Here is a 24117-nt window from a genome sequence, read left to right on the forward strand (position 1 = left end):
CCAGACTGGTCGCCCGGATTTGAGGAGAATGACACGATGGCACGAGCGTGGAGCCTGACATCGCGGCCGCAGGGCCTGCCGACCAGCGACAATTTCGCGCTGATCGATCTCGACCGCCGCGACCTCGGCGATGGCGAGGTGCGGATCGCCAACAGCTGGCTGTCGGTCGATCCGTACATGCGCGGGCGGATGAACGACGTGAAGAGCTACACGCCGCCGTTCGAGATCGGCAAGCCGATGGACGGCGGCGCGATCGGCACCGTGGTCGAGAGCCGCTCGGACCGGTTCAAGGAGGGCGATACCGTCCAGCATTTCGCCGGCTGGCGCGACGAGGCGGTGCTGCCCGCCGATCAGGTCCAGCCCTTGCCCGAGCTCGACGTCGATCCGCAGGCCTATCTCGGCCAGCTCGGCATGCCGGGGATGACCGCCTATTTCGGCTTGCTCGAGGTCGCCGGCGCGAAGGAGGGCGACACCGTATTCGTCTCCGCCGCGGCGGGCGCGGTCGGGTCGACCGTGGTGCAGATCGCCAAGGCGAAGGGTTGCCGGGTGATCGGCTCGGCGGGCGGCGCGGAGAAATGCGCCTGGGTGGAGTCGCTCGGCGCCGATGCGGTGATCGATTACAAGAGCGGCACGCCGGTGGTGAAGGCGCTCGGCGAAGTGGCGCGCAACGGCATCGACGTCTATTTCGACAATGTCGGCGGCGAGCATCTCGACGCGGCGCTGGCGCACGCCAATCTGCACGCGCGGTTCGCGGTGTGCGGGATGATCGACGTCTACAACAGCAGCAAGCCGACCGAATTGCGCTATCTGGCGCGGCTGATCGGCAACCGCATCCGGATACAGGGCTTCATCGTCAGCGACTTCAAGGATCGCTCCGCGGACTTCTATCGCGACATGGGCGGCTGGCTGAAGAACGACAAGCTCAAGCGCAACGAGACGGTGTTCGAGGGGCTGGAGCGGATGCCCGAGGCGTTCCTGGGCCTGTTCTCCGGGGGCAATATGGGGAAGATGCTGGTCAAGCTCTAACCCCGCTTGATCCATCACCCCCGGATCCGCGTCCACGGCTGCGGCTGGCGGACGTCGAGCCGGCACAGGTGGCGCAGCCTGTGTCGGCGGGCATAGGCCATCGCCCGTGCGTCGTAATCGGCGGCGCGCGGGCTGGCGAAATTCCAGTCGGGCGGGTTGAACGTCGAAAAACCATTGATCGTCGGCACCCGCCAAAGCTCGGCGAGCAGCATCGCATCGACGTTGTGGGGGTAGAGCGCGTCGAGTTCGGCGTTGATATAGACCGGCTCGGCCACCCTGCTCGCCACGACGTAGAAGGCGCCGCAGCCGGTGGGCGGCGAGGGAATCGGCCAAAGCGCGGCGCGTTGCCGGCTGCGGCCGATCTGCGCGGGGGTTTCGGCGCTGAGGTTCTCGGCGACTAACAGTATTACGAGTATCGCCGCCAGCCACGGCCGCGATCGCGCCAGCAGCGTTGCCCGCTCCCGCCATGCCGCGACCGCGATCAGCAGGAACGGCAGCGTAAGCCACAATTGATAGCGCGATACCGTGCGAAGTCCCTTGGCACCCGGCACGAGTTCGAAGACCAGCCCCCAGGGCGAGGCGACCCAGAATTGCAACGTCAACAGCCACGCGACGATCATCGCCAATGTGAAGGCGCGCAATTCGACGGGTGCAGGTCGATCCGCCGTGACGCGCCGTCGCACGATGATTCGCCAGGCCGCGATCACCAGCAGCGCGCAGAATAGCAGCGGAAACCCCGCCTCATGCTCGCCGCCGAGGACACGGCCGGGCAAAGCGGGATCGTCGGGCAGGACGGCATGAACCAGCGCCAGCAGGGGGCGGAAGATCCAGCCCCACAGATAATTGCCCGCGCCGACGTTGAGCATGTCGATTACCGGCGTGACAAGATAGCCGAGCATCTCAAAATAGGGCTCGCCGCCGGTTTCGTGGACCTTGGGCAGATACACCGCAAGGAACGGCACGGCGAAGACGGCGAACGCACCGCCGCCGCAGGCGATCGTCACCGCATGGCGGCGAATGACGTGCAGGCGCCAGTCGCCGCTGAGCACGATCCAGCAGGTCACGAACAGACAGCCGGAGAAAATCGTGAACCACGCCATGTAGTAAGAGGTGAGGAGCCACGCCGCCATCAGCGCGGCAAGGGCGATCGCCAGCAGGCGGGCGCGGCCATGGCGACCATCGCGCTCGGCACGGACGGCGCCAATCGCCAGCATCATCGCGAGCGGTTGCAGCGCGACGCTTTGCAATTGTGCGTGGACGGCTTGCAGCGTGATGTTGCTCGCCACCGACCAGAGCAGCGCGACAAGCAGGGCGGCGGCACGGCCCCAGCCGAGCGTATGCGCCACGAGTCGATAGGCGGCGACGAAACCGATCGTCTTGAAGGTGAGGATGTTGAGCGTGTCGGCGTGGAAGGGGTCGGCGAACAGTCTCCAGACGGAATAGACGATCCCGTAGAGCAGATAGCCGTCGTTGTAACCGAGGGTGCCGGCGTGGGGGTAGAAGTAGAAGGTCGTATCCCACGCCGCGACGCCGCGCAGGACGTTGTGCCAATGTTCGAGGATCGCGATCTCGATGATCGCATCGCCGCGTTCGCCGAAGCCGAGATCGAAGCCGCTGAGGATTGGTACACGGAAGAACAGCGCCATTGCGACGCAATAAACGAGTGCCGCTACGCCTCCGTGGCGAAGGATACGGGGGAGGGCGGTGGACATGGCACCGCGCCTAAAGCGAGCGCGAAGTCATGTCCAGAATGGTCAGCGGGCTAGGGCGGCGGTGAATTCACTGGAGGCCGTGCCGTCCGCCATCCCCGAACCGGCGGGGATGGCGGATGGCGACGGATCACGCGCCGAAGGTGCGCTGCCACCAGCCGCGACGCGGGGTTTCGCCGCTGTCGTCGGTTGCGGCCTCGGCGTCGGCGTCGGCGGCTTCGGGAGCGTCTTCGGCCGGCGCGGGGGTCGGTTCGGCCGGGGCGGGTGCCTCGATCGTCTCGGCCGGGGCGGCGTCGGTCGCCGCGGGCTTGCGGGTGCGGCGGCGCTTGGGCTTTTCCTCGGCGGCGGGCGCTTCGGCGGGCACTTCGGGTGCCGCCGCTTCGGTCACCGCGTCGGCGTCGACCTTTTTCTTGCGGGTCCGCTTCGGCTTGGCGGCGGGTTCTTCCGCGGCCGGTTCGGCGGCGACCGGTTCGGGCACGGCGACCGGCGCGATGACCTCGGCCACCGGCGCGACGACGGCGTCGGTCGCAGGCGCAGCGGCGCCGCGGGCGCGGGGACGGCGGCGGGTCTTCGGCGCCTCGACCGGTGCCGCGTCCTCGACCGTCGCCGGTTCGGGGGCGTTGAGGCCGGTGATCACCGGGCCGGCATCACCCGCCTCGACGAGCGGTTCGAGATCGGCCGGGGGCAGGTCGTCGTCCGACGCCGTGGCATCGGCCTCGGCGGCCGGCGCCGTTTCGGCACCATTGTCCTGACGGCGGCCACCGCGGCGACCCCGACGGCCACGGCGACGACGGCCCTCGCCCTCGGGACGATCGCCGGCATCCGTGCCGGTCGTCTCGGCCTCGTCGGCGACACCGTCCGTATCGGCATCGGCATCGATGTCGGTCTCGGTCTCGGTTCCGACGCCATCCTCGACCTCGGTGCCGGTGCCGGCCTCGTCCTGCGATGCCTCGCCATTCTCGTCCTTGCGACCGCGACGACCGCGACGGCGACGACGGCGGCCACGACCGCGGCCTTCGCCCTCGTCGTCGCTTCCCGCTTCGCGCTGCTCGGGACGGCGCCCGCCCTCGCGACGCGGCTCTTCCTCCGCCTCGACGATCTCCTCGTCTTCCTCTTCCTCCTCGATCTCCTCGGGGACGTCGTCGTAATCCTCTTCGACGAGCGCCTCGATCTTGGGAGCGTAAGCGGGCGGCGGGCCGGAGGCCTCGACCGACATGCGTGCGCCCTCTTCCTCGCGATCGGGGATGATCTCGACCTGTACGCCGTAGCGATCCTCGATCTCGGCGATGTCGGCGCGCTTGCGGTTGAGGACGTAGATCGTCGCTTCCTGGCTGGCGCGCAGCGTCAGCAACGAGCCGCGGCCGCGGGCGGCCTCTTCCTCGATCAGGCGCAGCGCCGACAGACCCGCCGACGAGGCGGTGCGGACGAGGCCGGTGCCCTCGCAATGCGGGCAGGCGCGGGTGGAGGCCTCGAGCACGCCGGTGCGCAGCCGCTGGCGGCTCATCTCCATCAGCCCGAAGGACGAGATGCGGCCGACCTGGATGCGGGCGCGATCGTCCTTGAGCGCTTCCTTCATCGCCTTCTCGACCTTCCGGACATTGGAATTGTTGTCCATGTCGATGAAGTCGATGACGACGAGGCCGGCCATGTCGCGCAGGCGCAGCTGACGCGCGATCTCCTGCGCCGCTTCCAGATTGGTCGCGGTCGCGGTCTGCTCGATATTATGCTCGCGGGTCGAGCGGCCGGAGTTGATGTCGATCGACACCAGGGCTTCGGTCGGATTGATGACGAGATAGCCGCCCGACTTCAGCTGGACGACCGGATGGTACATCGCGGCGAGCTGGTCCTCGACATGCGCGCGCTGGAACAGCGGCACGGCGTCGGCATATTGCCGGACGCGGCGTGCGTGGCTGGGCATCAGCAGCTTCATGAAGTCCTTCGCCTGGCGGAAGCCGTCCTCGCCCTCGACGATGACCTCGTCGATATCCTTGTTGTAGATATCGCGGATCGCGCGCTTGATGAGGTCGCTGTCGCCATATACGAGCGCCGGCGCGGCCGAGCCCAGCGTCGCCTCGCGGATGCCGTCCCACAGCCGCGCGAGATAGTCGAAGTCGCGCTTGATCTCGACCTTGGTGCGCTGGAGGCCCGCGGTGCGGACGATGCAGCCCATCGACGGCGGCAATTGCATGTCGGCCATGATCGACTTCAAGCGCTTGCGGTCCGACGCGTTGCTGATCTTGCGGCTGATGCCGCCGCCATGCGACGTGTTGGGCATCAGCACGCAATAGCGGCCGGCGAGGCTGAGATAGGTGGTCAGCGCCGCACCCTTGTTGCCGCGCTCTTCCTTGACGACCTGGACCAGCAGCACCTGACGGCGGCGGATCACGTCCTGGATCTTGTAGCGGCGGCGCAGGTTCATGCGGCGCTGACGCAGCGCCTCGACCTCTTCGTCATTGGCGCTGCGCGGCTTCTTCGACGTGCCCTCGGCCGCGCCTTCGCCCTCGTCGTGCTCGCCGTCGTCGTGATGGTCGGCGTCGTCGAAATCGTCGTGATCGTCGTCGCCGTGCTCGTCGCCCTCGTGATCGTCGTCGTCGCCGTCATGTTCGGCGCGCAGCGCGGCTTCCTCGGCGGCATGCTCCGCCTCTTCGCGCAGCAGCGCGTCGCGATCCTCCTTGGGGATCTGGTAGTAATCCGGGTGGATTTCGCTGAACGCGAGGAAGCCGTGGCGATTGCCGCCGTAATCGACGAACGCCGCCTGCAGCGACGGTTCGACGCGGGTCACCTTGGCGAGGTAGATATTGCCCTTGAGCTGCTTGCGCTCGGCGCTTTCGAAATCGAATTCCTCGATCCGGTTATTCTTGACGACGGCAACCCGGGTCTCTTCCCGGTGGCGTGCGTCGATCAGCATACGCGTGGTCATTGAATGGTCTCCGCGCGCGTGGCGCTCCTGCAACTTGGCCGCAGGGCGCGCATGCGCGTTGATAGATGGCGCCGGGCGGACCGGCGCGGGATGGTGAGAATGCGTCTGCTCGCCGCGCACGTCGGGGGGCACGGCCCTCCCACACGTCCGACACGCCGCCGGCCGAAGCCGGGCGGTGTCGAACGTTGGATAAGTGCGTCATGCGAGCGTCAACCTGGTTAAAGCCGCGCCAGGACGGCGCGGGGACCGATGCGTCGCTTGCACGAATGAAGCGCGACGCACGGGTGCAGTCCGTTGGTAGCATTGCGCTTCTCGTATCGCAACTGGCACGAATCTGCCGGACGGGCGGCAAATTCATGCCGAATCGTGCATTAACCGTGCCGCGCAACCGGGCGTTGGCGCTTGCCTGTCATGACGCTCGTTCAGGCGCCGGCCAGACGCCGGCGCCCAAGGAACCTGTCATGGCTTTTCGCTGGACCGGCGCCCCCGCGGCGCGGCAAGGTCGCCCGATGTTCGCGATCGTTGCCCTGATCCTCGGCTGGTGCGCGAGCGCGCCGGCCCATGCCGCGACGGCGATCCGCAGCGTCGTGGTCGACGGCGGCCGCATCGTCGTGCGGTTCGACGGGCCGGTGATCGACGCGACGGGCATGGTGCTGCGCGGCAGCCGCCAGATCGCGGTCGACGTCGCGCAGGCGATCCCCGGTGCGGAGGTGGTCACCGGCGGGCTGGTGCGCAGCATCAGGCAGGTGCGGCAGGGCGACGGCACGCGGTTGCTGCTCGATCTCGCACGGCCGGCGGTGATCGCCGACGGCGGCTTCGATGCGGACGGCAATCTGGCGCTGTCGATCGCGCCGGCGACCGCCGCCCGCTTCGCCGCGGCGGGCGCGGCCGCACCGTTGCGCTTCTTCGCGATCGATCTGGGCCAATGGGCACCGCGGCCGAAATACAAGCTGTCGATCCCCGTGCCGCCGCCGGCGCGCGCCGTCGCGCTGCCGCGGGTGCGCGGCGACGACAGCCGGCCGTTGGTGGTGATCGATGCCGGCCATGGCGGCGTCGATCCGGGCGCGATCAACGCGGTCACCGGGCTGCGCGAGAAGGACGTGACGTTGCGCATCGCGCGATCGATCCGCGACGCGCTGCTGGCGAGTGGGCGGGTGCGGGTGGCGCTGACCCGCGACGACGACCGCTATCTGGTGCTGCGCGAGCGCTACGGCATCGCGCGGCGGCTGAAGGCGAGCCTGTTCATCTCGGTCCATTGCGACAGCGTCGGCAGCGGCGATGCGAGCGGCGCGTCGGTCTATACCTTGTCCGAAGTCGCGTCGGACAAGGAAGCGGCGCGGCTGGCGATGCGCGAGAACAAGGCGGACGTGATCGCCGGCGTCAATCTCGGCGATGCCGGCGCGGACGTCTCGTCGATCCTGATCGATCTCGCGCAGCGCGAGACGATGAACAGTTCGGCGAGCTTCGCGCGGCTGCTCGGGCGCGAGGCCAAGCCGCGCATCCCGACCAAGCCGGTGTTCCACCGGATGGCGTCGCTGATGGTGCTGAAGGCGCCGGACATGCCGTCGATCCTGTTCGAGACGGGCTATATCTCCAATCCGGTCGATGCGGCGTTCCTCGACAGCCCGGCGGGCCGCGAACGGATCGCGGACAGCGTGACCAGGGCGGTCGAGGTGCATTTCGCCCGGCAATTGGCGGGGCGTTAGAGCGGATAGCCATTCAGTCAAAGTCCTCCCCCGCCAGGGGGAGGTGGCAGGCCGGAGGCCTGACGGAGGGGGAGGGCACGAAACAGACGTGGTCGCTTACCTCCCCCTCCGTCACGGCTTCGCCGCGCCACCTCCCCCTGGCGGGGGAGGACTTTTGCGTCGACGACCTCGAATGTCGATCCGGTCTAGTTCGCCTTCATTCGGGGGAGGGGGGGCGGATATGATCGTCCGAGTGAGCCGGACGACTTTCTAAAGTCACTCCGTCACCCCGGCCTTGTGCCGGGGTCCCGCTTCCTCCGGACGGTGCGAAGAAGCGGGACCCCGGCGCAGGGCCGGCATGACGGGGTATATGAATGCCGTCGCGGCTCGCGATCGGTCCTATGCGACGGCGCTGGCAAGGGAGGGAGCCCGTCAGATCGCGCCCGAGAACGTGTCGCACTGGGCGGGGTCGCCGGTCTGGATGCCGCGTTGCAGCCAGTGCATGCGCTGCGCCGAAGTGCCGTGCGTAAAGCTGTCGGGGACGACGCGGCCGGTCGATTCCTTCTGGAGCGTGTCGTCGCCGATCGCCTGCGCGGCGGTCAGCCCCTCTTCGAGATCGCCGGGTTCCATGCGGCTGCGGTTCTGCGCGGCCCAGACGCCGGCATAGCAATCCGCCTGGAGTTCGAGGCGGACCGAGGCGGCATTGCCCTCGGTCTCGCTGCCGCCGCGCTGGACGTTCTGCACCTTGTCGGACGTGCCGAGCAGATTCTGGATGTGATGGCCGAATTCGTGCGCGATCACGTAATCCTGCGCGAAATCGCCCTTGGCGCCGAAGCGGTTGGCGAGTTCGTCGAAGAAGCTGGTGTCGAGATAGATGCGCTGGTCGGTCGGGCAGTAGAACGGCCCCATCGCCGATTGCGCGGCGCCGCAGCCCGACTGGCCGTTCTGCGAGAAGAAGCGCAGCCCGGGCGCGGTAAAGCGCTGGCCGCTCTGCGCGAACAGCGCGGTCCAGGTCTTCTGCGCCGAGCTGAATGCGTCGCAGGCCGCTTTCTTGGCGGGATCCGCGGTGCAGACCGCGGTCGCCGAACCGCCTTCGGAGGGCGCGCTGCGCGTCACCTGCGTGCCGCTGCCGCCACCACCGCCGACGAGGCCGCCGAGATTGCCGAGGCCGCCGAAGACCGCCATCAGCAGCAGCACGACGACGATGCCGCCGCAGCCGAAGCGGCTGCCGATCAGCGGCAACAGGCCGAACAACAGGCCGCCGCCGCCACCGCCGCCACCGAAACCGCCGCCGCGGTTCCCCTGGTCGCCGACGTCAATATTGGGATCGAAATCGTCGAGGCGCATGCAAGGCTCCGTTTAGCTTGCGTTACGAATGCCCGAACACCGCCCCCGGTTGCAACAGCGCGCGCATCGACGCAGACGGGAGCCATAGCAGGAGAGCACGTCCCATGTTCCTCAAGGGCAAGACCGCGATCGTCACCGGGTCCACGTCGGGCATCGGCCTGGCCTATGCGCGGGCGTTCGCGGCGGAAGGCGCGGCAGTGGTCATCAACGGCTTCGGCGAGTCCGATGCGATCGAGACGGTCCGCGCCGGGCTCGCCGCGACGAGCGGCGCGGCGGCGCTGTACGATGCCGCCGACATGACGAGGCCCGACGAGATCGCCGTGCTCGTCGAGCGGGCGGTGGGCGAGACGGGGCGCGTCGATATCCTCGTCAACAATGCCGGCGTCCAGCATGTCGCGCCGATCGAATCGTTTCCGCCCGAACGGATGGAGGCGATCCTGGCGATCAACCTGACCAGCGCCTGGCATGCGATGCGCGCCGCCGTCCCGCACATGAAGGCGCAGGGCTGGGGGCGGATCATCTCGACCGCCTCGGCGCACAGCCTCGTCGCGAGCCCCAACAAATCCGCCTACGTCATGGCCAAGCACGGGCTGGTCGGGCTGACCAAGACGATCGCGCTGGAGACGGCGCAGCATGGCGTGACGGTCAATTGCATCTCGCCGGGCTATGTCTGGACGCCGCTGGTCGAGGCGCAGATCCCCGACACGATGACGGCGCGCGGGATGACGCGCGAGCAGGTGATGAACGACGTGCTGCTCGCCGCGCAGCCGACCAAGGAATTCGTGACGCCCGAGCAGGTGGCGGCGCTGGCGCTGTTCCTGTGTCGCGACGAGGCGAAGGCGATCACCGGCGCCAATCTGTCGGTCGACGGCGGCTGGACCGCGGCATGAGGGTGGGGCGCTTTCTGGCGGTGACGCTCGCCGGCGCGATGCTCGCCACCGCCGCGGTGCGCGCGCAGGACACGGGCGACAGCGACTGGCGCAAAGTCGCGACGCGGCAGGATCGCGAACGCCTGCGCGGCTGGCGCGATGCCTGGGTGCAGGCGCTGACCAAGGTGCGCGCGACGCCCGAGGGGCGCGAGCGGCTCGCCGCCGACGCGGACCTCTTCGATCCCGACCGCGTGATCGAGGGGGCGGCGCTGCTGCCCGGCGTCTATCGTTGCCGGGTGTATCGGCTCGGCGGGATCGGCCCGGGCGCGCGGCCGCTGCTGAGCGGCGGCTGGACGGGCTGCCGGGTGAGCGAGACGGGGATCGTCCGCCATTTCGTCACCGACGGTGACCAGCGGGCGAGCGGCAATCTGTTCGACAGCACCGATTCGCGCACCATCTTCCTCGGCACGCTGGCGCTCGGCGACGAGGACCGGCCGATGCGCTACGGCCGCGACCGGCAACGCGACATGGCGGGGCTGGTCGAACGGATCGGCACCGCGCGCTGGCGGCTGGTGCTGCCGTTCCCGGGCTTCCATTCGACGCTCGACGTGATGGAGATCGTGCGGGGGTAGGCGGGAGGATCAGACTCCCAAGGCCCGTTGGCCGGAGCCTGTCGAAGGGCGGGTGAGTCTCACCGTGCTTCGACAGGCTCGGCACGAACGGGGAGGGCGGTCAGTGTGCCGGTAGCGGCTGGATCATCGCGACCGGCGCCGGTGCCGCTGCCACGCTTACCGGCGCCGCCGTCAACGGCGGCAGCGAAGCGAGATAGGCCTTGCCGTGCATGTGGATGACGGCGACGCGGTCGGGATTGGCCGCCGCGACCGCCTGTAGATAGGAGCGCGGCTTCTTCATCAGTTTGGGATAGTCGAGGTTGGTGAGGCCGGCGATGCGGGCGGCTTCCTTGACGAAGTGGATGCAGTTGCGATCGTTGAGATTGTAGCGTCCGTCGCCGATCTTATCGTCCCAGGCGGCGATTAGTATTAGGACCTGCGCATATTGGGCGTCGGTCAGGACCACCGCGAATTGGGCGTCGCTGGTGCCGATATAGAAGGGCCGGGAGATATCGAGCCGCCCGGCGACGCTGCCCATCAGCAACGCGGGCGAGACCGATTTGGCGGTGAAGCCGTAATTGACGTCGACCGGCGGCCCGCCGCCATCCTGGACACCGCGCAGCGTGAAGAAGGCGTGCGGGAAGCTGTTGCCCAGCTCATGGCTCCAGAAGGTGATCGTCACCGCCGCCCACGCCGGGACAGATCCGAAGAGCGTGCCGAACAGCAGCAGCGTAGCGAGGAGCGGGCGGAGCAGGGACCGATGCATGTTCTTCATGTTAGACGGAATATTAGCCGGCGGACATTACGATTATCCTACCTGATGCAAGTCGATGACAGGGGCCGCGGGCGCGCCTAAGACGTGGCCGTGACGTCGCTCCGCCGCCTGCTGCTGGATCATCGCACGCTCGCTTTGTGGCTGGCGGCGCTGGCGCTCGCGGTGCGGCTGCTGGTGCCGGCGGGGTTCATGGTCGGCAGCGTCGACGGCCGGCCGGTGCTGCAATTGTGCAGCGGCTACGGTCCGGTCGCACCGATGGCGATGGCGCACGGCGGCCATCACGGTTCGGGCGACCATCGCGAATCCGATCACCCCGCCACCGACATGCCCTGTCCCTATGCCGGGCTGGCGCAGGCGGCGACGACGCCGGTCGACCCGGTGCTGCTGGTGCTGGCGATCGCCTTCGCCATGGCGCTCGGCGTGCGCGCGACGCGCTGGCCGGCGTTGCGCGACCGTGCCCATCTGCGGCCACCGATGCGCGGACCGCCGCGCCTCTCCTGATCCATCCACAACGACACTGACGGTGCGGCCCGGGAGAGGGCACGCGCCAGGATCGGGAATTGCCTGCAATGATCTTTCTACGAACCGCTACGGCGGCGGGCGTCGCGCTCGCCCTCGTCCCCGCGCTCGCGACCCCGGCAAGGGCGCAGAGCCACGATCACGACGCCGACCGGAACGACACCAGTTTCTCGGTCGGCGACATCGTCGTCACCGCGCGCGACATGGCGCGATCGACCAGCAACATCGTCACCTCGATCGACCGGCTCGGCGGCGACGTCGCGCAGCGGCAGAGCGTCGACAATACGTGGGAGCTGTTCGCGCGGTTGCCCGGCGTCTCGCTGACCGACTTCAACCAGGGGACGACCTCTGGCCGGTTCTCGATCCGCGGCTTCAACGGCGAGGGCGAGATCAATGCGGTGAAATTGCTGATCGACGGCGTGCCGAGCAACGCCAACGACGGCAGCATGCCGTTCATCGATGCGGTGATGCCGCTCGACATCGCGCAGGTCGAGCTGGTCCGCGGCACCGCCGATCCGCGTTACGGCCTGCATGCGATCGCCGGCAGCGCCGATATCGCGACGCGGATCGGCGGCGATTACCTCGATGCGCGTGGGCTCGGCGGCGCGTTCGGCACCGCGGAGGGGCAGCTTTCCGCGGGGGTCGAGACGGGCAGGTTCAGCCAGAATTACTTCGTCGGCTATCGCCACAGCGACGGGTTTCGGCACCATGCCGGGCTCGACCGGGTGAGCCTTGCGGGCAAATGGTTCTACGATTGGGGTGCGGTGCGGCTCGGCGGGATCGCGCGCTACGCGCAGGTCGAGGCGCAGGAGCCGGGCTATCTCACCGACGCCGACGCTTATGACGACCGGCGCCGCTCCTATCCGGTCTCGGCGAGCGATGGCGGGCGGCGGCAGATGAGCCAATACAGCCTGCACCTCGACGCCGATCTGACCGATACGCTGGCGTTGAGCGCCAAGGGCTATGCCAACGGGTTGCACGACGACCGGTTCGTGCGGTTCTCGGCGACGGTGGCGCAGCAGCGGCGGCTGGCGCGCGAAGACCAATATGGCGGGCTCGCGACGCTCCATTACCACCCCAAAGTGGCGTTCCTGCACCGGCTGATGCTCGAAATGGGGGGCGACGTGCAGGTGCAGGACAATCAGAGCCTGCGCTGGCTGACCGCGAGCCGCATCATCACCAGCCAGACGCGCGATCAGGCGTTCGGGCTGACCGTCGCGGGCGGCTATGCGCAGGCGGTGATCGAACCGGTCGCGTGGCTGAGCATCACGCCGGGCTGGCGGTTCGACACCGTCTCCGGAACGCTGCGCAACCGGATGAACGGGCAGCGGTATCCGATCAACGATTACGGCACGATCAGCCAGCCCAAGCTGAGCGTCGCGATCACGCCGCTCGCCGGCGTCACCGCTTACGGCAATTACGGGCGGACGTTCCAGATCGGCGTGGGTGCCGGCGCCTATAAGGTGCCGCCGCGCACCACCGACCTCGCGCCGTCGATCAACGAGGGCTGGGAGGCGGGCGTCAAGCTGGCGCGCGGGCGCTGGCTGGAGGCGCGCGTTGCGCTGTGGCAGCAGACCGCGAGCGGCGAGATCAAGCGACGGCTCAACGATCCCTCCGGCGACAGCGACAATCTCGGCGCGACGCGGCGGCGCGGGCTCGACGTGCAGGTCAGCGTCACGCCGGTGAAGGGGGCCAATCTGTGGGGCGCCTATTCGTACCAGCGGGCGCGGATCGTCACCCCCGATCCGGCGACGCCGTCGCAGGCGGGCAATTGGATCGACCATGTGCCGCAGAATCTGTTCTCCGGCGGCGTCGACGTCGTGCCGGCGGCGCGGTGGCGGGTGTCGCTGTGGGGCAATGGCCAGTCGAGCTACGAACTGACGCCGGCCAACACCTTGCCGCGTTACGGCGCCTATCTGGTGGTCACCGGCGAGGTGGCGTGGCGGGTGCTGCCGCAGCTCGAAGTCGCCGCGCAGCTCAAGAACATCGGCAACCGGCGTTACGAATATGTCTGGTACGACGGGACGCAGGTGCTGCATTCGCCGGCGGACAGCCGCGCGCTTTATGGCAGCGTGCGGCTGACGCTGTGAGGGCGCGGGTCGTCGTCCGGCGCATCCATTTGTGGCTGGGGCTGACCGTCGGGGCGCTGTTCGCGCTGACCGGGCTGACCGGGAGCGTGCTGGTCTTCTACACCGCGATCGACGGCGCGCTGCATCCGGGACTGGCGCGCGTCGCGGCGGGCGGGCGGCCCGCGTCGTGGCAGGCGGTCTATGACGCGCTGCGCCGTGCGGAGCCGGAGCGGACGGGCGCGTGGCGGATCGAGGTGACGCCCGACGGCGGGCCGATCCCGGTGCGCTATTACCAGCCCGTCGAGACGCGGGGGCGGGCGTTCGCGCCGATGATGCTGTGGCTCGATCCGGTCAGCCTTCACGTCGTACGACGCGGCTATTGGGGCGATTACTGGACGACGTGGATCTACGATCTCCATTACCGGCTGCTGCTGGAGGCGCCGGGGGCGATCCTGATGGGGATCGCGGGGATCGTCATGCTGGCGATGCTGGTCAGCGGCTTGTGGGCGTGGTGGCCGCGGCCGGGCGGCTGGCGACGCTCGCTGGCGTGGAAGCGCCGCGCCGTGCGGTCGCGGCGCCTGTACGACTGGCATAAATGGACGGGGATCGGCGGGGCCTTGGTGCTGATCGTCGTGACGGTGACGGGGGCGATGCTCGATCTGCCCGATCAGGTGCGTCCCGTGGTGGCGCGGACCTCGCCGTTGTTCGTGCCGCCCAAGCTGGTCGGCGTGCCGCGGGCGGGGGGCTTCCTGCCGCTCGACGATCTGGTGCGGCGGGCGGAGCGGGTGCTGCCGGGCGGCGCGCTGGCATGGATCGAGACGCCGGCGGATGCGCGCGGCGTGGTGCGCGTCAATCTCGCGCTGCCCGGCGAGCCGAGCCGGCGCTTCCCGCGCAGCAACGTGTGGCTCGACCCCTATGACGGGCGGGTGCTGGCGGTGCGCGACGCGCGGCGGGACAGCGGGGGCGACGTGCTGCTGACGTGGCTGCATCCGCTGCACGACGGGGAGGCGTTCGGATTGGTCGGGCGGTGGCTGGCGTTCGTGTCGGGGCTGTTGCCGGCCGTGCTGTTCGTCACCGGGGTCTGGCGGTGGCGGGTGCGGGCGCGCTCCGCGGCTGGCTGAAGAGGTGTTCACGCGAAGACGCGAAGGCGCGAAGCGCAGAAGGACTTTGTTCGCGCGGAGGCGCGGAGGCGAGGAGAAGAAGAAACGAATTCGCGTAGAGGCGCAGAGGCGCAGAGAGGTAACGCCCGTCGCGAGCGCGTGTTTTCTGTCATTTGCCTTGTAGGGCCGATCGACGTTCGAGGTTTTGGCTAGAATTCCTCCCCCGCCAGGGGGAGGTGGCATGCCGCAGGCATGACGGAGGGGGAGGACACGCAACGCAAGACATCGCTTACCTCCCCCTCCGTCACGGCTTTGCCGCGCCACCTCCCCCTGGCGGGGGAGGAATTACAAGGAATGCTCTTTGCGCCGGGCGCCACATCTCTGCGCCTCTGCGCGCTTCTTCTTCTCCGCGCCTCCGCGCCTCCGCGTGAACCATTCTCCGCGCCTCCGCGTGAACCATTCTCTTCGCGTCTTCGCGTCTTCGCGTGAACAATCCTCTTCGCACCCGCAGCATATTAGCCACGGGCAACGGAGCCTTAACCGCGGTCGTGCGTGTTAGGGGGATGCGTATCCCCTATCTCGACGTGACGTTGCCCGAATGGCAGGCCCGGTTGGCGGGGGTGCTGGTGTTCGTGCTGATCCTGGCGCTGGTGCATCGCATCCTGTTCGCGGTGCTGCGCAAGGTCGCCAACCGGACCGCGACCAAGACCGACGATATCCTGATCGCTCGGCTGGGGCGGCCGACTTTTTGGCTGATGATCGGCGTCGCGCTCGCGGCGTCGGGGCCGGGGCTCGACCTGCCGCGCTATTGGGAGACGATCTGGCAGCGGGTGATCGGGCTGCTCACCCCGGCGATGTTCGGCTGGATGCTGCTCGCCGCGCTGACCGCCTATCGCGACCTCAGCGAGGTGCGGTTCGACATCACCGCGACCGACAATCTGCGTGCCCGGCGGCGGCGGACGCGGATCAGCATCCTCCACCGGATCGGCGTGTTCGTGCTGATCCTGCTGACCGTGATGATGATGCTGATGAGCATTCCCAGCGTCCGGACGATCGGCGTGACGCTGGCGGCGTCCGCCGGTGTCGCCGGCCTCGCGATCGGCGCCGCCGCGCAGCCGGCGCTCAAGAATCTGATCGCCGGTATCCAGATGGCGTTCACCGAGCCGATCCGCATCGACGACGTCGTCATCATCGACAACGAATGGGGGCGGATCGAGGACATCCGCCTGACCTATGTCGTCGTGCGTATCTGGGACGACCGGCGGCTGGTGGTGCCGGTGTCGAAATTCCTCGAGAACAGTTTCCAGAACTGGACGCGCGAGACGAGCGCGCTGCTCGGATCGGTGTTCTGGTATCTCGACCCCGCCGCCGACGTGCCGCGCATCCGCGCCAGACTGGAAGAGGTCGTCCGCGCCAACCCGCGGTGGGACCAGCGCTTCTTCAACCTTCAGGTGACCGATTCCAAGCCCGACGGGACGATGGAAGTGCGCGGGCTGATGACCGCCAAGGACGCCTCGACCGCGTTCGACCTGCGCTGCGACGTGCGCGAGGCGATCTACGCCTTCATCCGCGCTGAGATGCCCGAGGCCTTGCCCCGCGAACGGATCATGCGTGCTCCGTCTGCTCCTGCTCCGTCTCCACTGTCGGACCCATCAGCGCATCGGTGAAGGTCTTGCGCCACCAGCCGATATCCTCGCGCATCAGCACATCCATCATCTTGGTCCAGCGCTCGATCCGCTCTTCCTTGGGCATACGCAGCGCGCGCATGATCGCGTCGGACATCTCCTCGGCGGAATAGGGATTGATCAGCAGCGCGTCGGTGAGCTGGCAGGCGGCGCCCGCGAAGCGCGACAGGATCAGCACGCCGGGATCCTCCGGATTCTGCGCGGCGACATATTCCTTGGCGACGAGATTCATGCCGTCGCGCAGCGGCGTGACGAGCCCGATCTTGGCGGCGCGATAGATGCCGGCGAGCACGTCGCGCGGATAGCCCTGGTTGACGTAGCGGATCGGCACCCAGTCGATATCGGCATAGCCGCCGTTGATCCGACCCGCGAGCCCTTCGAGCGTGCTGCGGATCTTCTGGTAGCTGCCGACCGCGCCGCGGCTGGGGGGCGCGATCTGGAGCAGGGTGACTTCCTTGCGCTCCTCGGGATGTTCCACGAGGAAGCGTTCGTAGCCGAGGAACCGCTCCTCCAGCCCCTTGGAATAATCGAGCCGGTCGACGCCGACGATCATGTCGCGGCCGACCGCGGCGTCGCGCATCTGGCGAAAGGCGAGCCGCCCGCGCGTGCTGGTCGCGAGATCGGCGAATTCCCTGGCATCGATGCCGATCGGGCAGGCCATCACCCTGACCCGGCGGTCGTCGAGGACGAGGTCGCTCCCCTCCATATGCGCGCCGAGTTCGTGCATGGCATAGTCGCAGAAGCTCTGCAGCCATTCCTCGGTATGGAAACCGATGACGTCATAGGCGAACAGGCTGCGCACCAGCGCCTGCGCCTCGGGCAGGATCGACAGCAGGCGGCGCGGCGGCCAGGGGATGTGCAGGAAGAAGCCGAGCCGGTTGGTCGCACCGCGCTTGCGCAATTCCTCGCCGAGCGGGAACAGGTGATAATCCTGGATCCAGACCGCGTCGTCCTCTTCGATCAGCGGCTGGACGGTGTCGGCGAAGCGTTCGTTGACGCGCTGATAGCCGCCGGCGAATTCGCGTTCGTATTCCGCCAGATCGACGCGGTAATGGAACAGCGGCCACAAGGTGCGGTTGGCATAGCCGTTGTAATATTCGTCGATATCCTGCTCTTCGAGGTCGACGGTCGCGGTGGTGACGCCCTCGTTGCGCTGGAAGGTGATCTGGCCGGTATATTCGTCGGTCTGATCGCCCGACCAGCCGAACCACATGCCCTTATATTCGCGCAGCGCGGAGGCGAGCGCGACGGCAAGGCCACCCTGTGCCCCGGAATCGGAGCCCTTCGGGGCGGAAACGCGATTGGATATGATGATCAGACGGCTCAGCGGATCGAACTCCATGGTTTCGACAACAGGGCGGCACAATTGATCATGCCGACCAGGGAATAGGTCTGCGGGTAATTGCCCCACAATTCACCCGATGTCGGGTCGATATCCTCGGAAAGAAGCCCCGCTGCGGTGCGCCGTGCCAGCATCTCGTCGAACAGCGCACGCGCATCGGCGTGGCGGCCGGTGAAATGCAGCGCCTCGATCAGCCAGAAGGTGCAGACGTTGAACGCGGTCTCGGGCAGGCCGAAATCGTCCTCGGTGTCGTAGCGCAGCATGTGGCTGCCGCGGCGCAGGCCCTTCTCGACCGCCTCCAGCGTGCCGATGAAGCGGGGATCGTCGGGCTCGAAGAAGCGCAGGTCGAGCAGCTGGATCAGGCTGGCGTCGAGGTCGTCGCCCGAGAAGGTCGCCGACATGCGGTTGGTTTCGGGCCGCCACGCGCGCGTCTCGATCTCGGCGCGGATCGTGTCGGCGCGCTGCTGCCAGAAGGCGCAGCGGTCCGGCAGGTCGAGCGCATGCGCGGCATTGGCGAGCCGGTCGCACGCCGCCCAGCACATCGCCGACGAATAGGTGTGGACGCTCTGCCGCGTGCGCAGCTCCCACAGGCCGGCGTCGGGCTGGTCGTGGAACTGCCAGGCGCGTTCGCCGACATGCTCCAGGCTCTCGAAATCCTCGCGGCCCGACAGGCGGAACAGGCGCTGGTCGAAGAAGGCGTGGACGCTGCACAGCACGATCTGGCCGTAGGCATCGTGCTGGATCTGCTCATAGGCCTGGTTGCCGACGCGCACCGGCCCCATGCCGCGATAGCCGCCGAGGCCGGGCGCGAAACGCTCCTCCAGCGTCGGTTCGCCGAGCACGCCGTATAAGGGCTGGATATGGCCGCCCGCGGCATTGTCGACGATATTGCGGAGATAGCCGAGATAGCCCTCCAGCACGTCGAGCGCGCCGAGCCGGTTGAGCGCCTGCACCGTGTAATAGGCGTCGCGCACCCAGCAATAGCGATAGTCCCAGTTGCGCTCCGACCCGGCATGTTCGGGAATCGAGGTGGTGAGCGCGGCGACGATCGCGCCGGTCTCCTCGTGCTGGCACAATTTGAGCGTGATCGCCGAGCGGATCACCACGTCCTGCCATTCGAGCGGGATGGCGAGGCCGCGCACCCATTCCTGCCATTCGGCGATCGTCTGCGCGAGCATCGCCTCCAGCGTCTCGGCGAGATCGCCGCTGAAGCTCTCGTCCGGCCCGAGGAAGAAATGCAGCGGCCGTTCGAGGCGGAAGGCGCGTTCCTCCTGCACCATGCCGATCGGCGCGGTGGTGGTGAGGCGGAGCTGCATCGAATCGAGCAGGATGCGCAGATGGTTGGAGCCGCCGATTTGCTCGCGGCAGGTGCCGCCCCAGCCGCAGGTGGTACGCAGCTTGACGGTGACGCGCGGGCTGCCCGCGGTCGGCCGGACGATGCGCGCAAAGGCGACCGGGCGATAGGTGCGGCCGGTGCGCACGAACCGCGGACAGAAGTCGATCACCTCCAGCACGTTGCCCGCATCGTCGGTATGCGTGCTGACCAGGATCGGGGTGTTGCGGATGTAATGCTGCTCGACCTTCACCGAATTCTCGATGCCGATCGACCAATAGCCGCTGTCGGGTTGCGCACCGCCGACCAGCGCCGAGAACAGCGGATCGCCGTCGACGCGCGGCACGCACGCCCAGACGAAGCGGCCGGCGCGGTCGATCAGCGCACTGACCTGGCAATTGCCGATCGGCCAGAGGTCGACGCTCACAGCGGACGCATCGGGCGTGGAGGTCATGCAGCGAGGCTTTCGGTTGCGGCTTCGAGCCATTGGAGGGTCTGGGCGACGCTTTCGAGACGATAAGCGGCGGCGGTGTCGCGCGGCGCGCCGATCAGCACGCCGGCGCCGCCGAGCGCACGTGCGGCGATCATCGCGGGTTCGTCGGTATCGTCGTCGCCGAGGAAGACGGGGCGCTTGCCGGTCATCGCCGGGCTCTGCATCAGCGCGGCGAGCGCGGTACCCTTGTCGGCGCCGGGCACGCGCACCTCGACCATCATCTTGCCGGTCTGCAGGTGGAGGCCGGCGTCCGCGGCGAGGCGGCTGGCCAGATCGTGCGCCCCGGCTTCGGCAGCGGGGACGGCGCGATAGTGGAGTGCGGCGCCGAGTGGCTTCTCCTCGACCAACACCCCGGATGTTGCAGTTGCGAAGGCTTTCATCTCGGTCACTATACGGTCGAGGGCGGCCGGGCGTTCCGCGCGGGTGTGACGACCGTCGGGCCAGAGCACCTCGAGGCCGTGGCTGCCCGAGACGGCGAAATGCGGATCGCCGAACAGCGCGCGGATGCCGCTGACCGGGCGCCCGGAGATGATCGCGACGCGGCCGTCGAGCCGGTCCGACAGCCGCTCGATCAGCGCGGCGAGGCGCGCGTCGACCGCGACCGCCTCCGGATGCTCGGCAAGCTCGACCAGCGTCCCGTCGAAGTCGAGGAACAAAGCGGCGTCGCGCAGCAGGTCGGCGGGGGGCGGGGGGAGGTGCGTCACGCGGCGCGGTGTCGGGGATCGGGCGGCGGGGGTCAAGGTGGCGGTGGCGGTGCGGCCCGGACAATTACCGGACGAGCCGCCATTGCTGATTGGGGTGGAAGCCGCAACTCCACAGCCGCAGCGGCGCGCCAATCGCGAGATTGCCGATATTGTCGAGACAGGTCCCCGTCTCTCGATTGCGCAGCAGGAACCAGCCCGGCTCGCCGACCGGCATCATCTCCCATTGCTGGCGCTTGCCCTCGGCGGCGGCAACCAGCGTCGTCGGGCCATTGTCGCCAGTGACGCCGGTCGATGCGAGGGCGAGACCCGAATCTACGTTGGTTAGAGTGACGAAGCCGTGGGCGAAACCGACCCGCCACTGCTGCGTCGCCCCGGTCGTATTGGCTGCGCCTACCGGCGCGCTGCCGCTTGTTGCGCCTTGCAGCACTCGTTCGCTCGATCGGTTCTGAAAGCGGCGGGTGCCGGCGACCGCAGCGGCGGCATCGGTCGCCAGCCCCATGTCGACGCGTTGCGCGCTGACGAGCTGCGTGTTGCGCTGCGTCTCGCGAAATTCGGTGTCGTAGTTGAGGCCGTATGGCCAGAAATGCTGGCTGTCGGCGTTGAGCAGCGCGTCGTCGCCGTCGAACCCCCTGAGCCGGGTTGCGGTCAGCGCGCCAGCGAAATGGCCGTTCCTGACGAGGTCGCCCCATGCCGCGACCGATCCAGATCCCAGCCAATGCGCCAGTTCGTGCAAGGCGATGCGGCGGCCGATCGAACCGCCGAAGCGGATCTGGCCCTGATAGCCGGCGTCCGCGGTCGGCGTCGCGGCGCCGTAGACGACCGATACGGTACCGGGAAAGTCGGCGATCGCATTGGTGTGCGCGACGGCGAAATCCATCGCGTCGCGGATCGCGACGACCTTGTCGGCGGGGGTGTCGGCGGCGAGCGTATAGGTAAGGCTGCCGATCGTATAAGGCTCGACCGCGGCGGCGGGTGCTGGCGTCGGAGAGGCGTTCGGCGCCGGCGAGGCGGTCGCCGTCGGTAAAGGCGTCGGCGCCGGCGTGACGGCGACCGGTGCGGATGATCCGTTACTCGCCGCACCGCATGCCGCAAGCGGAACTCCGACCGTCAGCGATAAGGATAAGCAGCGAAGGGATAGCATCGACGATCTCGACCATGGTGTCGGGGCACCGGGATCGTCGCACTAAGTCCAAATGCGTTAAAGAACTAAGTTCAAATTGAGCGTATCCGACCAGCGGTGCCTGCTTCCAGGCGGATCACGCCGCCAGCTTGGTCATCCAGCCTTCGGCGTGTGCGAAGGCGGGGGCGTCGTCGACGTCCAGCCAGTCGAGGTCGCTGCAGTCGACGATCTTCGCCGAGCCTTCCGCGGCGAGCAGGCGGACGCCTTCGGTCAGCGAGGGGCTGTCGAGCGTCGCCAGCACCTCGAAGAAGCGCTGCGAGACCGCGAAGATGCCGGTGTCGTAGCAATCGTGGGGTTCGAGGCCCTTGCCGATCGCGACGATCGCGTCGCCGCGGGTCGCGACGCAGGTGACGTCGAGCGGGTCGACCCAGGCATGACCCAGACGGCGATCGATGCCGAGCCGCAGGCCGGCGCCGGCGCCGGCCTGCGCCAGGCGGCGATAGTGGCGCGGCTGGACGAGGTGGTCGCACATCGCGAGCACCGCGCCCTCCGGACCGACCAGCGCCCGCGCCGCCAGCGCCGAGACGCCGTTGGGCTGGTGATAGTCGGTCATCACCGTCACCACCTCGAGCGGCCATTGCCGGCCGGCGAGATGGGCGGCGATCGCATCGGCGCCATAGCCGAGCGAGACGATCGCGCGGGTGAGGCCTGCCGCCGCCATGCCGTCGAGCGCATGGTCGATCAAGGCACGCCCCGCCACCGGGCAGAGCGGCTTGAACGGCGTGACCGAACGGAGCCGGCTGCCCTGTCCGGCGGCGAGCAACAGGCCCGTGGTGATCATCAGGCGGCCTTGATGAACTCTTCGACCGCGATCTGCGCGAGGTCGTCGGTCATCTGGGTGCGCGGATGCTTGCAGAAATAGGCGCTGGCGGGATCGATGACGCCGGCGATGCCGCGGTCCTTGGCGATCGCGGCGCAGCGGATCATGTCGATCGCGACACCCGCCGAATTGGGCGAATCCTCGACGGACAGGCGCAGTTCCAGGTTCATCGGCACGCCGCCGAACAACTGGCCTTCCATGCGCAGGAAGCAGACCTTGTTGTCGTTCTGCCACGGCACGTAATCCGACGGGCCGATGTGGACGTTGTCGTCGTCGAGCCGCTCGGCGGCGACCGACTGGACCGCTTCGGTCTTCGAGATCTTCTTCGATTCGAGACGGCGGTGGTTCGACATGTTGAGGAAGTCGGTGTTGCCGCCGGTGTTGAGCTGATAGGTCCGGTCGAGCTTGACGCCGCGCTTGGCGAACAGATCGGTCAGCACGCGATGGACGATCGTCGCGCCGAGCTGCGCCTTGATGTCGTCGCCGATGATCGCGACGCCGGCATCCTCGAACCGCTTCGCCCATTCGGGGTTCGACGCGATGAAGACCGGGATGTTGTTGACGAAGGCGACGCCGGCTTCGAGCGCGCATTCGGCGTAGAATTCGGTCGCCTGCTGGCTGCCGACGGGCAGATAGTTCATCAGCACGTCGGTGCCGGACGCCTTCAGCTCGGCGACGATCTCGGCCTTGCTCGGCTGGGTGTCGTTGGCGACGATGAAGGTGCGGTCGTCCTTATAGTCGGCCATATGGTCGGCGACGCCGTCGAGCACCGCGCCCATCTTCACGACGGTGCCGGTCGCCGGCACGTTGGCGGCGAACACCGCGGTGCAATTCGGCTTGGCGAAGATCGCCTCGGCGACGTCCTTGCCGACCTTGCGCGTATCTACGTCCCAGGCCGCGACGACCTTGATGTCGGAGGGCTTATAGCCGCCCAGCTCCCAGTGCATCAGGCCGACGAGATCGTTGGCGCCTTCGCGATAATGCTCCAGCCCCTGGACGAGCGAGCTCGCGCAGTTGCCGATGCCGACGATGGCGATGTTGATGCTCTTCATGAATGACCCTGTTCGCTTGGATAAAGAATGGAATGCGGCGTAACGCCGTGAACGAAACGGCGCTCGACGCGCCGGTGACGGTAGAGGCCGACCGCGCAGACCAGCGTCAGCGGGACGATCTCGAACCAGAAGAAGAGGCGCGGGCTGCCGAGCAGGCACGCGACGCACACCGCCCAGACGCGGACATTGGCGGTGAGCAGCGACTGCAGCCGCATCACCGGAACGGCGGCGGCGGCATAAGCGGCGGCGAACGCACCCTGATCCTCGGCGGCGCCGAAGCGGCGCTCGAACGGCATCGAGATGCGATGGACCGAGCCGGCGACGCTGTCGTAGAGACGGACGAGGAACATGCCGGCCGGCACCGGCACCGCCGCGAGCGGCGCGGCGCGGGTGCGGCGGTGGAAGCGGGCGCGCTCGCCTTCGTAGAGGCTCGACTGGACCGCGTGGCAGCCGCCCGCGGCGATGGCGAGCATCCAGCCGCCGGTGGTGCCGATCGTCCAGGCGAGCGCGATATAGATCAGCGCGAAGACGCCATGGTCGCACAGGCCGTCCAGCGTGCGGCCGAGCGCGCTCGCGGTCTTGGTCGCGCGCGCGATCATGCCGTCGAGCCCGTCGGCGACCAGCCACGCGACCGAGAAGACCAGCCCGACCAGCGCCATCGCCGGATTGCTCCAATGCGCATAGGCGATCGCCGCGATCGTACCGCAGGCAAGACCGATCAACGAGACCATATTGGCCGAAACGCCGTGTCGCAGGGCAAGGGGGAGCAAAGCGTGCGACGCTGGGTGAATCAGGTAGAGATTCGATGGGTCCTCGATCCGGCGATCGCGCGAGCCATCCCGGGGAGGCGGTGTCATCAGATCTTCATAATGCGCCCG

The 24117-nt window shown here is 68.1% G+C and carries 19 protein-coding genes; 8 read left to right on the forward strand and 11 right to left on the reverse strand.

Annotated elements, in window-relative coordinates; translation table 11 throughout:
- The first annotated feature begins 36 nt into the window (after positions 1-36).
- Positions 37-1026: an NADP-dependent oxidoreductase gene (locus tag SFC76_RS00110; protein ID WP_322847475.1), complete on the forward strand. Its 990-nt coding sequence runs from the start codon at positions 37-39 to the stop codon at positions 1024-1026.
- A gap of 14 nt (positions 1027-1040) precedes the next feature.
- On the opposite strand, the gene SFC76_RS00115 is transcribed toward SFC76_RS00110, so the two are convergent.
- Positions 1041-2672 carry a hypothetical protein gene (locus tag SFC76_RS00115; protein WP_322847476.1) on the reverse strand — a complete coding sequence of 544 codons (1632 nt, stop codon included), beginning with the start codon at positions 2670-2672 and terminating at the stop codon, positions 1041-1043.
- A 193-nt stretch (positions 2673-2865) separates the two neighbouring features.
- Positions 2866-5643, reverse strand: coding sequence for a ribonuclease E/G (locus SFC76_RS00120; RefSeq protein ID WP_322848039.1), 2778 nt, complete (start codon positions 5641-5643; stop codon positions 2866-2868).
- Between the two features lie 473 nt (positions 5644-6116).
- Here SFC76_RS00120 and SFC76_RS00125 point away from each other — a divergent pair, with 473 nt between their 5' ends.
- The gene (locus tag SFC76_RS00125) at positions 6117-7361 is read left to right on the forward strand and encodes an N-acetylmuramoyl-L-alanine amidase (RefSeq protein ID WP_322847477.1); all 1245 of its coding nucleotides are present in this window, start codon (positions 6117-6119) and stop codon (positions 7359-7361) included.
- 411 nt (positions 7362-7772) lie between these two features.
- Here the strand turns inward: SFC76_RS00125 and SFC76_RS00130 are convergent, their stop codons facing one another.
- A complete protein-coding gene (locus tag SFC76_RS00130; protein ID WP_322847478.1) occupies positions 7773-8687 on the reverse strand; it encodes a neutral zinc metallopeptidase in 915 nt (304 codons plus the stop codon).
- Positions 8688-8791: 104 nt separating this feature from the next.
- Here SFC76_RS00130 and SFC76_RS00135 point away from each other — a divergent pair, with 104 nt between their 5' ends.
- Positions 8792-9577 (forward strand): 3-hydroxybutyrate dehydrogenase, encoded by a 786-nt coding sequence (locus SFC76_RS00135; protein WP_322847479.1) that lies wholly within the window; start codon positions 8792-8794, stop codon positions 9575-9577.
- A complete protein-coding gene (locus tag SFC76_RS00140) occupies positions 9574-10188 on the forward strand; it encodes a DUF4893 domain-containing protein (protein WP_322847480.1) in 615 nt (204 codons plus the stop codon). Before SFC76_RS00135 ends, SFC76_RS00140 begins: the two co-directional genes overlap by 4 nt.
- A 100-nt stretch (positions 10189-10288) precedes the next feature.
- Here the strand turns inward: SFC76_RS00140 and SFC76_RS00145 are convergent, their stop codons facing one another.
- On the reverse strand, positions 10289-10933 hold the full coding sequence (locus SFC76_RS00145) for a hypothetical protein (RefSeq protein ID WP_322847481.1): 645 nt from the start codon (positions 10931-10933) through the stop codon (positions 10289-10291).
- 99 nt (positions 10934-11032) lie between these two features.
- Here SFC76_RS00145 and SFC76_RS00150 point away from each other — a divergent pair, with 99 nt between their 5' ends.
- From SFC76_RS00150 to SFC76_RS00165, 4 genes are all read left to right on the forward strand, one after another.
- A complete protein-coding gene (locus SFC76_RS00150) occupies positions 11033-11443 on the forward strand; it encodes a DUF2946 family protein (protein ID WP_322847482.1) in 411 nt (136 codons plus the stop codon).
- A gap of 68 nt (positions 11444-11511) precedes the next feature.
- Entirely contained in the window at positions 11512-13551 is a 2040-nt protein-coding gene (locus SFC76_RS00155) for a TonB-dependent receptor (protein WP_322847483.1), read from the forward strand.
- Entirely contained in the window at positions 13548-14651 is a 1104-nt protein-coding gene (locus SFC76_RS00160) for a PepSY-associated TM helix domain-containing protein (protein WP_322847484.1), read from the forward strand. The genes SFC76_RS00155 and SFC76_RS00160 overlap by 4 nt, the downstream gene beginning before the upstream one ends.
- A gap of 542 nt (positions 14652-15193) precedes the next feature.
- Positions 15194-16297 carry a mechanosensitive ion channel family protein gene (locus tag SFC76_RS00165; protein WP_322847485.1) on the forward strand — a complete coding sequence of 368 codons (1104 nt, stop codon included), beginning with the start codon at positions 15194-15196 and terminating at the stop codon, positions 16295-16297.
- Here SFC76_RS00165 and SFC76_RS00170 read toward each other — a convergent pair.
- The 7 genes from SFC76_RS00170 to SFC76_RS00200 form a co-directional block, all read right to left on the reverse strand.
- Complete coding sequence (locus SFC76_RS00170; RefSeq protein WP_322847486.1) at positions 16236-17657, reverse strand: alpha,alpha-trehalose-phosphate synthase (UDP-forming); 1422 nt, start codon at positions 17655-17657, stop codon at positions 16236-16238. The genes SFC76_RS00165 and SFC76_RS00170 overlap by 62 nt on opposite strands.
- On the reverse strand, positions 17639-19444 hold the full coding sequence (locus tag SFC76_RS00175; protein WP_322847487.1) for a glycoside hydrolase family 15 protein: 1806 nt from the start codon (positions 19442-19444) through the stop codon (positions 17639-17641). The genes SFC76_RS00170 and SFC76_RS00175 overlap by 19 nt, the downstream gene beginning before the upstream one ends.
- A complete protein-coding gene (otsB, locus tag SFC76_RS00180; RefSeq protein ID WP_322847488.1) occupies positions 19441-20187 on the reverse strand; it encodes a trehalose-phosphatase in 747 nt (248 codons plus the stop codon). Before otsB ends, SFC76_RS00175 begins: the two co-directional genes overlap by 4 nt.
- Before the next feature lie 64 nt (positions 20188-20251).
- Positions 20252-21328, reverse strand: coding sequence for an RICIN domain-containing protein (locus SFC76_RS00185; protein WP_322847489.1), 1077 nt, complete (start codon positions 21326-21328; stop codon positions 20252-20254).
- 115 nt (positions 21329-21443) lie between these two features.
- Entirely contained in the window at positions 21444-22148 is a 705-nt protein-coding gene (locus SFC76_RS00190; RefSeq protein WP_322847490.1) for an NTP transferase domain-containing protein, read from the reverse strand.
- On the reverse strand, positions 22148-23239 hold the full coding sequence (locus SFC76_RS00195; protein WP_322847491.1) for an inositol-3-phosphate synthase: 1092 nt from the start codon (positions 23237-23239) through the stop codon (positions 22148-22150). Before SFC76_RS00195 ends, SFC76_RS00190 begins: the two co-directional genes overlap by 1 nt.
- Positions 23236-24096 carry a CDP-alcohol phosphatidyltransferase family protein gene (locus SFC76_RS00200; RefSeq protein ID WP_322847492.1) on the reverse strand — a complete coding sequence of 287 codons (861 nt, stop codon included), beginning with the start codon at positions 24094-24096 and terminating at the stop codon, positions 23236-23238. Before SFC76_RS00200 ends, SFC76_RS00195 begins: the two co-directional genes overlap by 4 nt.
- Positions 24097-24117 lie beyond the last annotated feature (21 nt).

This window comes from Sphingomonas sp. CD22 (assembly GCF_034556155.1).
In the GTDB taxonomy this organism is placed as follows: Bacteria; Pseudomonadota; Alphaproteobacteria; order Sphingomonadales; family Sphingomonadaceae; genus Sphingomonas.